General features: G+C 72.3%; 12 protein-coding genes. 7 read left to right on the top strand and 5 right to left on the bottom strand.

The genetic code is table 11. From position 1 onward, the window contains the following. Window positions 1-172: 172 nt before the first annotated feature. The 3 genes from FHS23_RS18175 to FHS23_RS18165 all read left to right on the top strand — a co-directional run bounded on the left by FHS23_RS18175 (window position 173) and on the right by FHS23_RS18165 (window position 4315). Entirely contained in the window at window positions 173-1462 is a 1290-nt protein-coding gene (locus FHS23_RS18175; RefSeq protein WP_246382378.1) for an acyl-CoA dehydrogenase family protein, read from the top strand. Between the two features lie 67 nt (window positions 1463-1529). Continuing rightward, a complete protein-coding gene (locus FHS23_RS18170; RefSeq protein ID WP_183657222.1) occupies window positions 1530-2672 on the top strand; it encodes an acyl-CoA dehydrogenase family protein in 1143 nt (380 codons plus the stop codon). Next, window positions 2669-4315 carry a long-chain-fatty-acid--CoA ligase gene (locus tag FHS23_RS18165; protein ID WP_183657220.1) on the top strand — a complete coding sequence of 549 codons (1647 nt, stop codon included), beginning with the start codon at window positions 2669-2671 and terminating at the stop codon, window positions 4313-4315. Before FHS23_RS18170 ends, FHS23_RS18165 begins: the two co-directional genes overlap by 4 nt. 10 nt (window positions 4316-4325) lie before the next feature. On the opposite strand, the gene FHS23_RS18160 is transcribed toward FHS23_RS18165, so the two are convergent. Genes FHS23_RS18160 through FHS23_RS18150 form a run of 3 tightly spaced genes read right to left on the bottom strand, consistent with a single transcriptional unit; the run spans window position 4326 to window position 9375 of the window. Next, the gene (locus FHS23_RS18160; protein WP_183657218.1) at window positions 4326-7214 is read right to left on the bottom strand and encodes a bifunctional acetate--CoA ligase family protein/GNAT family N-acetyltransferase; all 2889 of its coding nucleotides are present in this window, start codon (window positions 7212-7214) and stop codon (window positions 4326-4328) included. 6 nt (window positions 7215-7220) lie between these two features. Next, window positions 7221-8393 carry an acetoin utilization protein AcuC gene (locus tag FHS23_RS18155; protein WP_183657216.1) on the bottom strand — a complete coding sequence of 391 codons (1173 nt, stop codon included), beginning with the start codon at window positions 8391-8393 and terminating at the stop codon, window positions 7221-7223. Between the two features lie 43 nt (window positions 8394-8436). Beyond that, on the bottom strand, window positions 8437-9375 hold the full coding sequence (locus FHS23_RS18150; RefSeq protein ID WP_183657213.1) for a sulfurtransferase: 939 nt from the start codon (window positions 9373-9375) through the stop codon (window positions 8437-8439). 198 nt (window positions 9376-9573) lie between these two features. On the opposite strand from FHS23_RS18150, the gene FHS23_RS18145 reads away from it, so the two are divergent. The 3 genes from FHS23_RS18145 to galE all read left to right on the top strand — a co-directional run bounded on the left by FHS23_RS18145 (window position 9574) and on the right by galE (window position 12618). Continuing rightward, window positions 9574-10266: an iron-dependent transcriptional repressor DtxR gene (locus tag FHS23_RS18145; RefSeq protein WP_183657209.1), complete on the top strand. Its 693-nt coding sequence runs from the start codon at window positions 9574-9576 to the stop codon at window positions 10264-10266. Beyond that, entirely contained in the window at window positions 10263-11516 is a 1254-nt protein-coding gene (gene galK / locus FHS23_RS18140) for a galactokinase (protein ID WP_183657206.1), read from the top strand. The genes FHS23_RS18145 and galK overlap by 4 nt, the downstream gene beginning before the upstream one ends. Before the next feature lie 82 nt (window positions 11517-11598). Further along, window positions 11599-12618, top strand: a complete 1020-nt coding sequence (gene galE / locus FHS23_RS18135; protein ID WP_183657204.1) for a UDP-glucose 4-epimerase GalE — start codon at window positions 11599-11601, stop codon at window positions 12616-12618. Here the strand turns inward: galE and FHS23_RS18130 are convergent. After that, window positions 12584-13714, bottom strand: coding sequence for a DUF4192 domain-containing protein (locus FHS23_RS18130; RefSeq protein WP_183657201.1), 1131 nt, complete (start codon window positions 13712-13714; stop codon window positions 12584-12586). The genes galE and FHS23_RS18130 overlap by 35 nt on opposite strands. 220 nt (window positions 13715-13934) lie before the next feature. Next, complete coding sequence (locus tag FHS23_RS18125) at window positions 13935-15704, bottom strand: Xaa-Pro dipeptidyl-peptidase (RefSeq protein ID WP_343054052.1); 1770 nt, start codon at window positions 15702-15704, stop codon at window positions 13935-13937. A 206-nt stretch (window positions 15705-15910) separates the two neighbouring features. On the opposite strand from FHS23_RS18125, the gene FHS23_RS18120 reads away from it, so the two are divergent. Further along, a complete protein-coding gene (locus FHS23_RS18120) occupies window positions 15911-16837 on the top strand; it encodes a serine hydrolase (RefSeq protein ID WP_183657197.1) in 927 nt (308 codons plus the stop codon). Window positions 16838-16862 lie beyond the last annotated feature (25 nt).

Below are 16862 nucleotides of genomic sequence, written 5' to 3'. Positions count from 1 at the left end.
CAGTCCTGAGGTCCGTCCGGGTCGGGACTGTTCGCGCAAATAGAACCTGTTCTACACTCGATGCCGACAGGGATCGGCGCTGGGACCGGGCCCGGGTCGGCGAAGACCCGACCGCGCGGGCCGGTGGGGCGACCGGGTCCTCACTACGTCCAACGGCCCACAGGAGGATCGGATGCGGATCGCGTACGCACCGGAGCACGAACGGCTCCGCGAGGAGCTGCGCGCGTACTTCGCCACGCTGATGACGCCGGAGCTGCGTGACGGGCTCCGCACCGACCGTGACGCCGCCAATGAGGGCGTAGCCGGCGGGAATGGGGGTCCCCCCGCCAGTGGGGGCGTAGCCGGCGGGAATGGGGGTCCCCCCGCCAGTGGGGGCGTAGCCGGCGGGGGAGAGTACGGCGACGGCGGCGCGTACAAGGAGATCGTGCGCAGGCTCGGCGAGGACGGCTGGCTGGCGCTCGGCTGGCCGGAGGAGTACGGCGGGCAGGCCCGGTCGATGCTGGACCAGCTGATCTTCACCGACGAGGCCGCGAGGGCGGGTGTGCCGGTGCCGTTCCTGACGATCAACACCATCGGCCCGACCATCATGCGGTTCGGCACGCCCGAGCAGAAGGAGTACTTCCTGCCGCGGATCGCGGGCGGTCGGCTCCACTTCGCCATCGGCTATTCCGAGCCCGACGCGGGCACCGACCTGGCCGCGCTGCGCACGCGGGCGGTCCGGGACGGTGACGAGTACGTCGTCAACGGCCAGAAGATGTGGACCAGTCTCATCGAGTACGCCGACTACGTGTGGCTGGCCGCGCGAACCGATCCGGATGCGAAACGCCACAAGGGGATCAGCGTGTTCACGGTGCCGACCTCGGCGGAGGGGTTCTCGTGGACGAAGGTCCACACCGTCGCGGGCCCGGGCACGAGCGCGACCTACTACTCGGACGTGAGGGTGCCCGTCTCCGCGCGGATCGCCGAGGAGAACGCGGGCTGGCCGCTGATCACCAACCAGCTCAACCACGAACGGGTCGCGCTCACCTCCGCGGCGCCGCTGCTGGCGGCACTGTCCGAGGTGCTGACGTGGGCGCGCGAGAGCAAGCGCGCCGACGGCAGCCGCGTCATCGACCAGGCCTGGGTGCGCACGCACCTGGCGCGGGTGCACGCCCACGCCGACTATCTCAAGCTCCGCAACTGGAAGATCGCCTCCACTGCCGACACCGGCGCGGTCGCGCCCGCGGACGCCTCGGCGACCAAGGTGTTCGGCACGGAGCTGGCCACGGACGCCTATCGGCTGCTGCTCGAGGTCCTCGGTGCGGGTGGGCTCGTCCGCGAGGGCTCACCGGGTGCGCTGCTGCAGGGACGCATCGAACGGGCACACCGGTCGGCACTGATCCTCACTTTCGGCGGCGGCACCAACGAGATCCAGCGCGACATCATCGGTTCGACCGCACTCGGCCTGCCCGTCACCCGCTGACGAGCGCCGCCGCCCGAGCGCCATCCACATCGGACCGTCACGCATTCTGCCGACCGAGGAGACGTCGATGGATTTCACCTACACCGAGGCGCAACACGACCTCGCCGAACTGACCCGCAGGATCGCCGCCGACCACCCGCCGACGGCGCCGCACGGGACCGGCGGGTTCGACCGCGACCTGTGGCGGGCGCTCGCCTCGGCGGGCGTGCTGGACGCCGCCCTACCGTCGAACGTCGGCGGCGGCGGGTTCGGCGTGCTGGAACAGTGCGCGATTCTGCACGAGCTGGGCCGCGCCGCCGCGCCCGTGCCGTATGTGCCCGCGATTTCCCCCGCGGCCGCGGTGCTCGCCGAGTTCGGCGACGGCGAACTGCTGGAACGCTGGCTCGTCCCCGTGGTGCGGGCCGCCGCGGTGCTCACCGCCGCCGTGCCCGACGACGGGGCTCCCACCGAGTTCGCACTGGCTCCGGACGGCGGGCTGACCGGAGAGGCGCAGACCGCGCCCTACGGCGCGTTCGCCGACGGACTGCTGATCCAGGCGGCCACGGCCGACGGCGACGTCCTCGCGCTGGTGGGCGCGGACGATCCCGGTCTGGAGCTCGCCCCGCAGCGCGTGGTCGACCACGCTGACGCCGCGCTCGTCCGCGCCGCAGCGGTCCGGCCACGGGCGGTGCTGCCTGCGAAGGCGGTGCCGTTCCTCCGCAGGCGGCTCACGCTCGGCGCGTGTGCGCGGCAACTCGGTGTCGTGGAGCGTGCGCTGGAACTCACGGCTGCCTACGCCGGTGAGCGGCACCAGTTCGGCACACCGATCGGCGGATTCCAGGCGGTGCGGCACCGACTGGCCGACGGCTACATCGACGTCGACGCCGTCCGGCTCTCGCTCTGGCAGGCGGCGTGGCGTCTCTCGGCCACCTCGGAGGATCCGCAGCACGACCATTCGGCCCCGGCGCGCACGGGCGGCGGAGCACCGGACGGCGACCGCGGCCAGGGACCGGACCCCGACGCCGACGTCGATGTCGCGATCGCCACGGCGAAGTACTGGGCCGCCGAGGCCGGTCACCGGGTGGCGCACACGGCCGTGCACGTCCACGGGGGTGTCGGCATCGACGTCGACCACGACGTGCACCGGTATTTCGTGGCCGCGAAACGCGGTGAGTTCGCGGGCGGCGGTGCCACGGCTCAGCTGCACCGCCTCGGGGAGCTGCTGGCATGACCGCGGCGCCGACGGTCGCCGAGCTGCTGCTGGCCCAGGCAGGCCGCACGGAACCGGGGCTGAAGACCCACGACGGGACCTGGACGTGGAGCGAGGTCCTCGCCGCCTCGGCCGCACGCGGCGCGGCCCTCCGGAAGCTGCTGAGCAGTGCCCCACGGCAACGTGACCCGCGGAGCGGTGACCTGGCGAACCCCGATCCCGGGGACGGCCCGCCCCACGTCGGCATCCTGGCCGACAACGTCCCCGAGTTCGCGTTCCTGCTCGGCGGCTGCGCCCTGTCCGGCTCGGTGCTCGTCGGCCTGAACCCGACGCGCCGCGGCCCGGCACTGACCCGGGACGTGCGGGTGTCGGACTGCCGCGCCGTACTCGCCCAGTCCTCGTACCGGCCGCTGCTCGGCGACGACGTCGGCGTTCCCGTGCTCGAACTCGGAGGTCCGGAGTGGACCGATCTGGTCACGCGGCACACCGCGCCACCCGCCGGCCCGGCGCCCATCGACCCGGTACCCGTGACCGCCGACGACCTGCTGATGCTCATCTTCACCTCCGGAACCAGCGGCGACCCGAAGCCGGTCCGCTGCACCCACGGGAAGATCGCGTTTCCGGGACGCATGCTCGCCGAACGGTTCGGCCTCTCGCGCTCCGACACCGCGTACGTCGCGATGCCGATGTTTCACTCGAACGCGATCATGGCCGGCTGGGCCGTCGGAGTCGCCGCGGGCGCAGCGATCGCGCTGCGCGAGCGATTCTCCGCGAGCGGGTTCCTCCCCGACGTGCGCCGGTTCGGGGCGACCTACGCCGACTACGTCGGCACTCCCCTGTCGTACGTGCTCGCCACACCACCACGGCCCGACGACGCCGACAACCCGCTTCGCGTCGTCTACGGCAACGAGGGCGACGAGGCGGACCTGGCCGCGTTCGCCGAGCGCTTCGGCTGTCACGTGGTCGACGCGTACGGGTCCACCGAAGGCGGGATCGGCTTCGCCAGAACCCCCGACACCCCACCGGGGTCACTGGGCAGGCTCACCGACGGGGTGCGCATCCTCGATCCCGACACCGGTGAGCCGTGCCCGCCCGCCGAGTTCGGCCCGGACGGGCGGCTCCGCAACGCCGACACCGCCGTGGGCGAGCTCGTCAACCTGGCGGGACCGGGCTGGTTCGCGGGTTACTACAACGACCCGGACGCGGATGCCGACCGACTGCGCGACGGCCGGTACCACACCGGCGACCTGGCCTATGCCGACGCCGACGGGTTCGTCTACTTCGCCGGACGCACGGCCGACTGGGTACGCGTCGACGGCGAGAACCTCGGCACGGCACCGATCGAGCGGATCCTCCTACGCCACGACGCGATCGCCGAGGCCGCGGTGTACGGCGTTCCCGGTCACATCGGCGACGAGGTCATGGCCGCGATCGTGCCCGCCGACGGCGCCGCTCCCGATCCCGGCGAGTTCGCGGAGTTCCTCGGCGAACAGGCCGACCTCGGCCCGAAACAACGTCCCCGGTACGTGCGTGTGACGGCCGAACTGCCGAGAACGGCGACGTTCAAGGTGCTCAAGCGGCGCCTCGCCACGGACGGCACGGCGTGCGCCGATCCGGTGTGGGAGCGCCACGGCGACGGCTACCGACCCGTCGGCCACCCCTGACGGGACACGCTCAGCCCGCCGGAGCGTTGAGCTGGCGCAGCCTCCGTGGCCCGGTGTCGGGTCGGGACGGCGGCGAACCGAGCACGATCCGCGCGTTGGTGACGAACGCGCCCTCCGGGGAGGCGAGCACCGGGTCGAGCATCAGCGACCGCACCTCCGGGTTGTCCTCGCCCAGCGCCGCGACCCGCAACATGAGGTCCTGCAACGCGTCGAGGTCGGCGGGCTCGTCGCCGCGGTACCCGGTGAGCAACGGCGCCGTCCGCGGTTCCCGCACCAGGGTCGCGGCGTCCACATCGGTCAGCGGAACCGCCCGGAACGCGCGATCGCCGAGCAGCGTACTGACCACACCCGACAGTCCGAACGAGACGAGCGTGCCGAACGACGGGTCGTCCTGCAGCCCGATGACGCACGAGATCCCCTTTGGCGCCATCCGCTGCACGTAGATCTCGGCCATGCCGGACGCCTCGCTCAGGTCGCGGTAGCTCGTGCGCACCGCGTGGTCGGAGGCGAGATCCAGGCGCACCCCGGCCAGGTCCGGCCTGCCCCGCAGCGTGTCGTCGTAGGCCTTCAGCGTCACCGCGTAACCGAGCTCGGCCGCGACGGCCGCGGCCTCGTCCTCACTCGAGACCACCCGGAACGGCACCACGTCGATGCCGTAGCACTCGAGCAGGCGCACCAGCTCCGCGTCGGCCAGCCGGACGTCACGGTCGCCGGAGCGTCGGCCCGCGGGATGGCCGCTCACGGGATGCCCGTCGTCGGCCGCGTGCCGCACGTCGGCGGGCAGGGCCTCCCGGACGAGTCCCTGCGCCCGCTCCGGATGCAACCCCTCGGGCCGCACGACGGCTCCCTGGGGCCGCGCGCGCCACTCGGCGTACCGGATGACCCTCGCAAGCGCGTTCACCGCGCGTTCCGGACTGGGGTAACTCGGGATCGAGCCGACCACCGGCTGGCCGTGGTCGCCGAGCGTCGCCAGCTCGGCGGGAACCCCCTCGACGGCGAGGAACGTCGACACGATCGGCTTGTCGACCGCGTCCCGCGCCTGCACCGTCTCCCGCAGCGCCCGCGCGTACCGCGTGCCGGGGGTCGCCACAGGTGGAGCGAACACGGCGACCAGCGCGTCGACGTGCGGGGAGTCCAGCGCATCGCCGACCGCCGCGGCGAACTCCTCCGGCGAGGCCTGCGGTCCGATGTCGACCGCCTCGATGCCGAGTTCGAGCCCGTTCGCCCGCGCCGTGTCCGCCGCGAGCAGGCCGATCGCACTCGAGTTGCCCACGATCCCCACCCGCGCCCCGGCGGGCAGCGGCTGATGGGCGAACACGAGCGCCGTGTCGAACAGCTGCGCCAGCGAATCCACTCGCACCACGCCGGCCTGCTCGAACAGCGCCTGCACGCTCGCCTCGTCGATGTCCGTCGACGTCGCCGCGAGCTGCGGCCGGACCGCGTGCCTGCCCGACTTCACCACCACGATCGGTTTCGTGCGCGCCAGTCGCCTGGCCAGGCGGGCGAACTTGCGCGGGTTGCCGAACGACTCGAGATACAGCAACACGACGTCGGTGTTCGGGTCGGTCTCCCAGTACTGCAACAGGTCGTTGCCGGAGACGTCGGCGCGGTTCCCCGCCGAGACGAATGTCGACAACCCGAGCCCGCGCGACCCCGCGTCGGCCAGAATCGCCGTGCCCAGCGAACCCGACTGGCAGAAGAACCCGGTACGACCCGGCTTCGGCAGCTGCGGAGCGAGCGTCGCGTTGAGCCGCACCCGCCGGTCGGTGTTGAGCACGCCGAGCGCGTTCGGTCCGACGACCCGCATCCCGTGGGCCCGCGCCTCCCCGACGAGCTGCAGCTCGGAGTGCAGACCGTGCGGGCCCGCCTCCGCGAACCCGGCGGAGACGATGACCAACGTCTTGACGCCCTTGGCCAGCGCCCCGTCGAGCACCGCCTCGACCTGGTCGGCGGGCACGGCCACGACCGCGAGGTCCACGGGGTCCGGGATGTCCAGCACCGACTTGTATGCCCGGACCCCGCGCACCGACGCGTGCTCGGCGTTGACCGGGAAGACCGGCCCGGAGAAGTCGGCGCCCAGCAGATTGGTCAGGACCGCGTACCCGATCTTCGTCGGGTCGGTCGACGCGCCGATCACGGCCACCGAGCGCGGATGCAGCAGGTTGTGCACGCTGCGCGCCTCGGCGGCCTGTTCCCGGGCGCGCGCCACCTCGAGCGAGTCCTCCGTCGGATCGATGTCGAACTCGAGGTGCACGACGCCTTCCTCGAAGGAGCGGCTGACCTGGTAACCGGCGTCGCGGAACACGCGCACCATCGCCGAGTTCTCGGCCAGGACCTCCGCCACGAACCGGCGCAGCCCCGACTCCCGCGCCGCGGCAGCGAGGTGTTCGAGCAGGATCGACCCCAGTCCCCGGCCCTGGTGCGCGTCATCGACGACGAACGCCACCTCGGCCGACTCGCTGTCGAGCCCCTCGTACCGCCCGACCGCCACGGCGTCGTCACCCAGCAAGGCGATGAACGCCACCCGGCTGCGATGATCCACGGTCGTGAAGCGCCTGAGGTCCCGCGCCGGGATCCGCGGGTAGGCGCCGAAGTAGCGCATGTACCGGGTGCGCTCCGAGAGCCTGCTGTGCAACGCCACGACCCGGTCGGCATCGCTCGGCACGATGGGGCGCATGTGCACCGTGCCGCCGTCGGACAGGACGACGTCGGCCTCCCATTCATGCGGGTAGGCGAACGGATCCGGCTCCGGTTCCCCGCTCTCCCCCGCGCCGCCGTTCGCGGCCGCCGCATCGCCGCTGCCACCGGTGCCCGTGCCTTCGGTGGCGGCGGCCTCCGCGTCCGGTCCGTCCGGGCCCGGCGTCTCGTCCGTACCGGAGGAATGCTGTTGCTCGGTCATGGCGGTTCAGTCCCTCGGATCGTCCGGGTCCAGTCCGTGCAACGGGAACACGGCACGGCGGGTGTCGCGGATCGCCGCGTCCACGGCGTCGTCGAAGCCGTCACCCCACGCGGAGAATCCCCCGTCTGCACCGTCGGACATGGTCGGCGGCAGCTCCGCCGACGGCGCCACGCCGCGGACCATGTCGGTCCACTCCGCGGGCAGCGGGGTGTCCGGGGCGACGTCGTGGTCGAGCACCGTCGCGATCAGATGCGTCCACGACCGGGGAACCACCCGCAACAGCTGGTATCCCCCGCCGCCGACGGCGAGCCACCGGCCCTCGGCGTACCCGTCGGCAAGGCGGCGCAACTCGCGGTAGATCGTCCGGTGCCCGTCGACGGTGAGCGACAGATCCGCGAGCGGGTCCTCACCGTGCGAATCGACCCCGCACTGCGTGACCAGGATCTGCGGGCGGAACGTCTCGAGCAGGGACGGCACCACGGCGTGGAACGCGCGCAGCCATCCTGCGTCGCCGGTGTTCGGCGGCAGCGGCACGTTGACGGCCCGGCCCTCCGCGTCCTCGACCCCGATCTCACCCGAATAGCCGGTGCCCGGGAACAGCGTGAACGGATGCTGGTGCAGCGAGATCGTCAGCACCCGCGGATCTCCGAGGAACGCCGCCTGCACCCCGTCACCGTGGTGCACGTCCGTGTCCACGTACGCGATGCGGTCGTAGCCCTGCTCCAGCAACCACGAGATCGCGACGGAACAGTCGTTGTAGACGCAGAACCCGGAGGCGCGGTCCTGCATGGCGTGGTGGTGACCGCCGGCGATGCTCACCGCCCGCTGCGTCCTGCCCTCGGAGATGCACCGGGCGCCCAGCAGGGTCGACCCGACGACGAGGGAGGCCGCATCGTGCATGTCGGTGAAGACCGGGTTGTCGTCGCTCCCGAGACCGTGGCCGACGTCCCAGCCGGCCATCGGCGCCTGCTGCACCGCCTCGAGGTACTCCGCCGAATGCGCGCGGTACAGATCCTTGACCCCCGCGGGCTCGGGAGACAGCAACGGCACGTCGTCGAGCACGCCGAGCGCCGTCGCGAGCCGCATCGTCAGGTGCAGCCGCACCGGGTTGAACGGATGCTGGTCACCCATGTCGTAGGCCAGCAGCGCGGAGTCCCAGACGACGGCGGAGGGAGACATGCCCAGAGCGTAGCTGCCAGCGCCGCCGAGTCCAGGGTGACGATCAACCCGGATCGTCACCCGTCGCCGCGGGCCGGTCCGGGTCCGCCGACCAGTTGGACCACGAGCCCGCGTACAGCGCGGCCGGGGTGTCGCGGCCCGCGCGTTCGAGGGCGAGCACCACGGAACTGGCGGTGACGCCCGAACCGCAGTACACGCCCACCCCCGTGTCTCGCGCAGGGGTGCCGGGCCCGTGCCCGGATCCATGCCGGGGGACGTCGACGCCGACGCGCGCGAAGTGCTCCCGCAGCTGCTCCGGGGAGCGCCAGTGCCCGTCGGGCTCGACGTGCGCCGCGAACGGTGCGTTGCGGGCACCGGGGACGTGGCCGCCCCGCGGGTCGACCGGCTCGTGATCGCCGGTGTAGCGCTCGTGGGCACGCGCGTCGAGGAGCACGCCGTCCCGGGCCAGCGCCGCCGCCCCGTCGGCGTCGAGAACGGGCAGGTGGCCGGGCTCGACGGTGAACTCGCCCGGCTGCGGGTCGGGGACCTCCGCCGTCACGGGCCTGCCCTCGGCCCGCCAGGCCTCGAACCCGCCGTCGAGCACCGCCACCCGGTCGTGGCCCGCCCAGCGCAGCAGCCACCACGCACGCGCCGCGACGGAGGAATCGGCGTCGTCGTACGTGACGACCGGGCGGTCGGCACGCACCCCGGCGGCGCGCAGCACGCGCTGCAGGTCGGCGGGGTCCGGCAGGGGGTGCCTGCCCGCGGGCCCCGGAGCACCGGCGAGGTCGGTGTCGATGTCGAGGAACACGGCTCCGGGCAGGTGCCCGTCGCGGTACGACTCCACGCCGGGCGGGCCCAGGAGCCGCCACCGCACGTCGAGCACGACCGGCCGCCGGTCGATCGGCCCGGCGAGCGCGTCCGCGAGGTCAGCGGTGGTCACCACCGGTCCGAACGGCGCGGGCTGTGCACCTGGCTGCGTTTCGGGGATGGTTTCGGGCATCAGTGGCGTTCCTTACCTCGAGAGCGGTGCCGGAGTCCGGCTGGCCGGATGCAAGCCCGTCCGCCGCGGCGGACGGGCTCCTCGTCGGTCGTCGGTCGGTGATTACCACACCACCGGTGCCCGATGACGGCACGTGACGGCCGACCGCGACGTCGGGGGCGAGGACTACCATGAGTTCGGCGAACAAAGGGGACAGGCGTGAACGATCTCATCGACACCACAGAGATGTACTTGCGCACCATCTTCGAGCTCGAAGAGGAAGGTGTCACCCCGCTGCGCGCGCGGATCGCGGAGCGGCTGGAGCAGAGCGGTCCGACGGTGAGCCAGACGGTGGCGCGCATGGAACGGGACGGCCTGGTCGTCGTCGCGGACGACCGGCACCTGCAGCTGACGGAGCACGGGCGTGAGCTCGCCATCGCCGTGATGCGCAAGCACCGGCTGGCCGAGCGGCTGCTGGTCGACGTCATCGGCCTGGAGTGGGAACACGTCCACAGCGAGGCGTGCCGCTGGGAGCACGTGATGAGCGAGGCCGTGGAGCGCAAGCTCGTCACACTGCTGAACCAGCCGACCACCTCGCCGTACGGCAACCCGATCCCGGGCCTGGACAAGCTCGGCGACGGCGGCGAACCCGCCCCGCCCGCCGAGTCCGACCTGGTGCGGCTCGACGACGTGGCACGTTCGGGCGGCGGCAAGGTGGAGATCCGCCGCATCGCCGAGCACGTGCAGAGCGACGAGAAGCTCATGGCGCAGCTCAAGGCTGTCGGCATCGTGCCGGGCCGGACGGTCCACGTCGGCAAGAACGCGGGCACCTCCGTGGAGGTGTCCGACGACGCGGCCTCGGGCACGGTGAACACGACCGTGCTGCACGCCGTCCTGGCTCAGACCCGGTGACGGCCGCGGACCAGGCGACGACGGCGAACCCCGCCGACACCGCCGACGACGCGTTCCGTTCCGTCCACGGTCGTGCGCCCGCGGGCGTGTGGTCGGCCCCGGGCAGGGTGAACCTCATCGGGGAGCACACCGACTACAACGACGGGTTCGTGCTGCCGTTCGCGCTCCCCCACCGTCTCGCCGCCGCGGCCGCACCCCGTGAGGACGGCAAGCTGACCTTCGCCACCGTCGGCTCGGACGGCCGGGTCCATGCCGAGACACCCGTGGCGGTGGCCGACCTGCAGCCCGGTACACCGGACGGGTGGTCCGGCTACCCGGCGGGCGTCGCCTGGGTGCTGCGCCAGGCCGGTGTCCGCGGCCACGGCACGACCGGCGACGGCGGCACGGCCGACGCGGGGGGATGGAGCGTCGACCGGGGAGCCGACCTCGTGATCGCGGGCGACGTGCCGACCGGTGCCGGCCTGTCGTCGTCGGCCGCCATCGAGTGCGCCACGGCGATGGCGCTGCTCGGCCTCGCGGGCGAGCACGACCAGGACGCCTCCCGGCGCGCCGAGATCGCACGATGGGCTCAGCGCGCCGAGAACGAGTTCGTCGGCGTCCCGACCGGTTCGCTCGACCAGACGGCGTCGATGTGCTGCGTCGACGGCCACGTCCTGTTCCTGGACTGCCGGTCCGGGGAGACCGAGCAGGTGCCGTTCAACGCCACGGGCGCGGGCCTGTCGGTGCTGGTGATCGACACGCAGGTCAAGCACTCGCTGGGCGGATCCGAGTACGGCGACCGACGGGAGGGCACGGAGAAGGCGGCGCGCCTGCTGGGCCTGCCCGCGCTGCGCGACGTCACTCCGGACACGCTGGCCGACGCCCTCGACCGGCTGCCTGCTGACCTCGTTCCGCTCGTCCGGCACATCGTCACGGAGAACGCGCGGGTCCTCGAAGCGTCCCGGTACCTGCGGGACGGCCGGATCGCCGACATCGGTCCCGTGCTGGACGCCTCGCACGTGAGCATGCGCGACGACTACCGCATCTCGTGTCCCGAGCTCGACCTCGCCGTCGACACGGCCCGCACCGCGGGCGCCCTCGGCTCCCGCATGACGGGCGGCGGCTTCGGCGGCTCGGCCATCGCGTTGGTCCGCGAGAACGATCGGCACGCGGTGGAGGCCGCCGTGACCACGGCGTTCGACGCCGCCGGGTACCGCAGGCCGCGCATGTTCGTCGCCGTTCCCTCCGCCGGGGCGGGCCGGGACCGGTGACCACCTCGCCGCAGGGTCACGCGAGGACTGCGGCACACTGTCACCGCCCCACCGCGCTCCCCCGATCAGGAAGGCCCGGAACATGCCCACCGACCCGGCCCCGACCCGCAGTCCGATGAAACTGGTCGTCACCGGCGGCGCCGGCTACGTCGGCAGCGTGTGTGCCGCCCGGCTCGTGGAGGCCGGGCACGACGTCACGGTCGTCGACGACCTGTCCACGGGCCACGCCGACGCGGTTCCGGACGGAGTCCGTTTCATCCAGGGCGACGCAGCCGACGTCGCGCAGACCCTGCTCAGCCAGGGTTTCGACGGTGTGCTGCACTTCGCGGCGAAATCGCTGGTCGGCGAATCCATGCAGGATCCGGGCCACTACTGGCGGGGCAATGTCCTCACCTCCCTGCGGTTGCTCGATGCCATGCGCACGCACGGCACACCGCGGCTGGTGTTCTCGTCGACGGCCGCGACCTACGGCGAGCCGGACGTCAGCCCGATCCCGGAGACGGCTCCCACCGGGCCGACGAACACCTACGGCGCCACCAAGCTGGCCATCGACTACGCGATCACCAGCTACGCCCGCGCGCACGGCCTCGCGGCGACGAGCCTGCGGTACTTCAACGTCGCCGGTGCCCACGGGGAGTTCGGGGAGCGCCACGCCACCGAGACGCACCTGATCCCGATCGTGCTGCAGGTCGCCACCGGCGACCGCGACCAGGTGCAGATCTTCGGCGAGGACTACCCCACCGCCGACGGCACCGCGGTCCGCGACTACATCCACGTCACCGACCTCGCGGACGCGCACCTGCTCGCCCTCGAGCACGCCCGCGAAGGCCGGCACGGGATCTACAACCTGGGCAACGGCACCGGGTTCTCCGTACGCGAGGTGATCGACACCTGCCGCCAGGTCACCGGGCACGAGATCCCGGCAGCCGTGGCACCGCGGCGCGACGGCGATCCGGCCGTGCTGGTGGCCTCGGCCGAGAAGGCTCGTGCGGAACTGGGCTGGAAGCCGGTGCACACCGACCTGCACGGCATCGTCGCCGACGCGTGGCGGTTCACCCAGGAGCGGCTCACCCGGGGCGGTCGTTCCACGACTCGCCGCTGACCGTTCGGCCGGTGGCGGGGTCGGCCCGGTCGGCGACGGTCGAGAACGCGCCGGTGCGATCCTGCGCGAGGCGGGCCATCGTCTCGGGCGGCACAGCGTGCGCCAGCGCCTGGTCGAGGAGCTTCGCCAGGGTGTGCCCCGGTTGGGCCTCGAGTGCCTTCGTCACGGCGACACCGGCCAGTGGGCCGTCGCCCCGCAGGTAGGCCGTGTAGGCGAGCAGCGACGCCGGTTCCGCCCGTTCCGGGGCGGGAACACCGCGCACCAGAACGGTCCACAGCTGTTCGGCCGCCGCGGCGAGATCGGTTCGCGGCGGCCAGCATGCGCCGAACGCCAGGTCCCGCACCTCGTGGTGGGACAGCGCACGAGCCAGCTCGACGATCTCGCGGTCGGACAGTGCCGGTGACGTTCCGGCGCTCTGACCGCTGCGGAACCTCGTCACCGTGTCGTGCACGAGCGCGCAGGCGTGTTCGATCTCCTCGTCCCGGCCGACCCGCCTCGACTCGTCACGGGAAGCGGCCAGTTCCAGTAACGCCGCGCGGCGGGCCAGCGCCTCGTCGGTGTCCGGGTCGAGTGCACGTTCCATCGCCTCGCGGCTCGGATAGGTCAGCTGCCCGGCGTGGGTCGTCACCGCCGCCATGGTCGAGGCCGCCGGATCCGGCAGCTCGCCACCGCACCCCTCGTCTCCGTAGCACCCCCAGCGGGCGCCGAACCGGATCTCCGGTGTCCACAGGGCGTGGTTGATCGGCACCTCGATGTCGGTCAGGACGGTGGCCAGCGCGGCCATCACGTCGCGGTGTGCGGGTCCGTCACCGGTCGGGTCACCGCCGACGAGCACCACGGTCACGGCGGCGGCGCCCGACAGCGGAGCGCGCAGCAACGGCACCAGTTCGGGGACCGACCTCGCGTCCGGGAGGTCGACGCGCATGACGTGGCCGACGGTGTGAGCGTCGGGGCCGTCGGGTGCGTGCACGAGCAGCACGAGCGAATCCGCGGGCGTGAAGCCCAGGAGATAGGGGACGGACGCGATGAGCCGTTCCGGTCTGCGCAGGTCCACCTGGTTACCGAGGTCTGGAGGGGTCGTCGATGAAGTGGTCATGCCTCCACGATGCGGCCGGGCGAGGGCCTGCGGCGGCACTGCGCGAAATCTGTGGACACGCTCGTCCGATGTGGACAACTCGCCGCCCGCGCGGGCAGGAGGAGCGGAACCGTCGGTGGCGGGCGCTATCCTGCCGCGCCCGCCACCGGCGTCCGTGCCTCACCGCCTGCACTCCGGGCGGAGCGGCGAACGACCCGGACGCCGGGCGGCGAGCCGTCACCTACCGCATCGCACCGTCTCCACCGACGACCGGCACGGTGACCGACGAGTGCTTCACGTCCACCGCGACACCGGTACCGGGCCGTGGCCGCAACGTGAAGTCGTGATCGCTCGAAAGCACGACGAACTCGAGCCGGTGCCCCTCGTCCACCACGTAGTCCTGCGGCTGCAGGTCGAACGACAACCGGTACGGCTGCCCCGGCCGTACCGGCCGTGTCGACGCGCGGTCGTGCCGGTTCTGCGGATCGGCCCAGCCACGCGTGACGACGTGGGAGGTGCCGTCGGGAGCACGATCGACGAGTACGCCGGTCACGTTCGCCGCGGGTCGGTCGAACCGCATGCGCAGATCGACCGACGGGGTTCCACTCACTCGCAGCGGCTCCGTGACGGCCTCCGTGGTGTACCGCAGCCGGTGCGGCGAAGTATCGGCATCGACGAGCTGTTCCACGGTCTTCGACGCGTCGTCGGTCAGCTTCTCCGTCACCGGCCTGCCACGCGCCGCACCGTCCTGTGACAGCCCGCCGATGCCGTCACCCCCGGGCCGCAGGTGCAGTTCCGCGTCGTCGGCACCGGCCGCGGGCCAGTCCGCCTCGTCGTGCCACGACTCGTCCTCGCGCTGGATCGTCGCGCGCGGTTCCGTCTCGACGCCGTTGTCGACGTCGTAGAGATAGTGGGAGAACCAGCGGTTCAAGGTGCGCAGCCACTCGTCCTTGCGCACCCCGTAGGGATCCGTGTGCGCGAACTGGTGCAGCCAGATCTTCCGCTCGACGCCGTGATCGGCGAGCGCCTCGTACCAACGGGCGGTCTGGCTCAGCGTCACGTTCCAATCGGACAGGCCGTGCACCGCGAGTACGGAGGCATGCACGTTCTCCGCATCGTCCAGGTAGGACCGTTGCTGCCAGAATTCGCTGTCGTCGCCGGTGATCCGGTCCTGACTCCTGGCAAGTTCGTCGATCACGGGACGGCAGATCTCGCTGTCCTGCCGGGTGTAGACGTACTCGGCGAGCACGTCGGCGTCCTCTCCCTGATACCCGCCGGGTGCGACGACCGCACCGTTCTCGCGGTAGTAGTCGTACCACTCGGAGATCGCCGCGATCGGCACGATCGTTTCGAGTCCTTCGACGCCGGTACTCGCCACGGCGTTCGGCAGCGTTCCGTTGTAGGACACGCCCATCATCGCCGTCTTGCCGGTGGTCCAGTCCGCCTGCACCGCCTCGCCGTCACCGGTGCGCGCCGGTGTACGGCCGTTGAGCCAGTCCACCACCGACTTGGCGCCGATCGTCTCGTTCTCGCCGCCCGTCGTCGGACAGCCGGTCGATGCGCCGGTCCCGAGCGATTCGGCGTACACCACCGCGAATCCTCGCGACAGCAGGTAGTCCTCGTACCGGGACGTCATCTCCGCGCGCGGTACGTACAGTTCGACGTCGACGTCGTGGTTCTGCACGTCGTTGCCGCCCGAGAAGTACGGGCTGGCGGTGTAGACCACCGGCACACGCAGCCCCTGTTCGGTTTCCGCCGGACGCACGACCCGGACGTGCACCTCGTCGTCGGCGCCGTCCCGGTCGCTGTCCACCGGCGCGCGAACCCACAGGTCCTCCCGTACGGCCTCGTCGGGATCGAATACCGGCTGCGCCTCCCCGCCCGTGAAAACGGGACGTTGGAGGGATCCCGCCGAATCGGCGGCCGCCGCGGGCGCGAACAACGGCAACGCGACGACGGCTGTCAGCAACGGGGCGAACAGCCGTGCGGATCTCCACGTGGCTCTCGACACGGAAACACCTCGATCGGTTCGTGGGAACAGGGACGGGGGTGCACTCGGTGCCGCGCACACGAGCGGCCTGACTTTTCCGCCGATCCGCCGGACTGTCAAGATCGTGCGGAATCGGCTTCCGGCTGGGAAATCACCGACGGTGGGCCGGTCGTCCCACTCGGAGACGCAACGCGGCGAAACCGGCCGGGACGTGGTCGGATGGAGCCATGGGACATCGCGCCGTCGCAGCGGGTGTCGTCGCCGGGGCGGTGCTGGCCGCCGGAATCACGCTCACCTCCGGCGCCCTCGGCACGGGCGGGGCGTCGAACGGGCCCACTCCCGGAGACACCCGCGGCAGCCTGACCGCAGCCGCCCCCGGACGCGACGGGAACGGCAGCGCACTCGAACCGCCGGCCACGCCCCGTGACCGCGAGCGGGCGGCCACGGCGGTCGTCCACGCCGTCGACCGTGTCGTACCGGGTTCGACCGCCGGACTCGTGGTCCACGACCGGCGGACCGGGGCCGCGGTCGTCGGCGCCCGCGCCGACGAGCCCTTCTACACGGCGTCCGTCGTCAAACTGCTGATCGCGATCGACGTCCTTCGGGGCCACGACTGGCGTCCACCCGGCGGCACCACGGGATCCGACCTGACGGCGATGCTGTCGGCCAGCGACGACGGCGCCGCGACGAGGCTGTGGGACGAGTTCGGCGGCACCGCCGTCGTCGAGCGCACCGTCCGGCTCATCGGCCTCGACGCCACGACCCCGCCCACCGAGGCCGATGAGTGGGAACTCACCCGCATGAGCCCCCGTGACATCGTGCGCACCTACACGTACCTGCACCACGACCTGCCGCGGCCTGCGCGCGAAGCGGTGCTCGGCAGCCTCGGCGACTTCGACGCGACCGCCGCCGACGGCTTCGACCAGCGGTTCGGGCTGCCCGCCGCGTTCGGCGACCGCACCGTCGCGGTCAAGCAGGGCTGGATGCCGGTCGGTGACGACGTCGTGCTCAACACGACCGGCGTCGTCGGCGACGGTGGCCGCTTCGTCATCGCGCTGCCCGTCGTCATGCCGGGCGACACCGATTTCGCGACGGCACGGGACGCGGTGACGGCGGGCGCACGCGCCCTGGCCCGCGCCCTCGGCGGCGGTTGACCTCCGCACCTGCTGGCAGACTGGG

The organism is Prauserella isguenensis, from assembly GCF_014191605.1.
GTDB lineage: Bacteria > Actinomycetota > Actinomycetes > Mycobacteriales > Pseudonocardiaceae > Prauserella > Prauserella isguenensis.
Note: the sequence above shows the minus strand (reverse complement) of the source record. Positions and strands in the feature narration are given on the sequence as shown.

What these genes read in the sequence shown, in the direction of transcription:
- FHS23_RS18175 (WP_246382378.1), top strand. Translation starts at nt 173, where the DNA reads ATGCGGATCGCGTACGCACCGGAGCACGAACGGCTCCGCGAGGAGCTG.
- FHS23_RS18170 (WP_183657222.1), top strand. Translation starts at nt 1,530, where the DNA reads ATGGATTTCACCTACACCGAGGCGCAACACGACCTCGCCGAACTGACC.
- FHS23_RS18165 (WP_183657220.1), top strand. Translation starts at nt 2,669, where the DNA reads ATGACCGCGGCGCCGACGGTCGCCGAGCTGCTGCTGGCCCAGGCAGGC.
- FHS23_RS18160 (WP_183657218.1), bottom strand. Translation starts at nt 7,214, where the DNA reads ATGACCGAGCAACAGCATTCCTCCGGTACGGACGAGACGCCGGGCCCG.
- FHS23_RS18155 (WP_183657216.1), bottom strand. Translation starts at nt 8,393, where the DNA reads ATGTCTCCCTCCGCCGTCGTCTGGGACTCCGCGCTGCTGGCCTACGAC.
- FHS23_RS18150 (WP_183657213.1), bottom strand. Translation starts at nt 9,375, where the DNA reads ATGCCCGAAACCATCCCCGAAACGCAGCCAGGTGCACAGCCCGCGCCG.
- galE (WP_183657204.1), top strand. Translation starts at nt 11,599, where the DNA reads ATGCCCACCGACCCGGCCCCGACCCGCAGTCCGATGAAACTGGTCGTC.
- FHS23_RS18130 (WP_183657201.1), bottom strand. Translation starts at nt 13,714, where the DNA reads ATGACCACTTCATCGACGACCCCTCCAGACCTCGGTAACCAGGTGGAC.
- FHS23_RS18120 (WP_183657197.1), top strand. Translation starts at nt 15,911, where the DNA reads ATGGGACATCGCGCCGTCGCAGCGGGTGTCGTCGCCGGGGCGGTGCTG.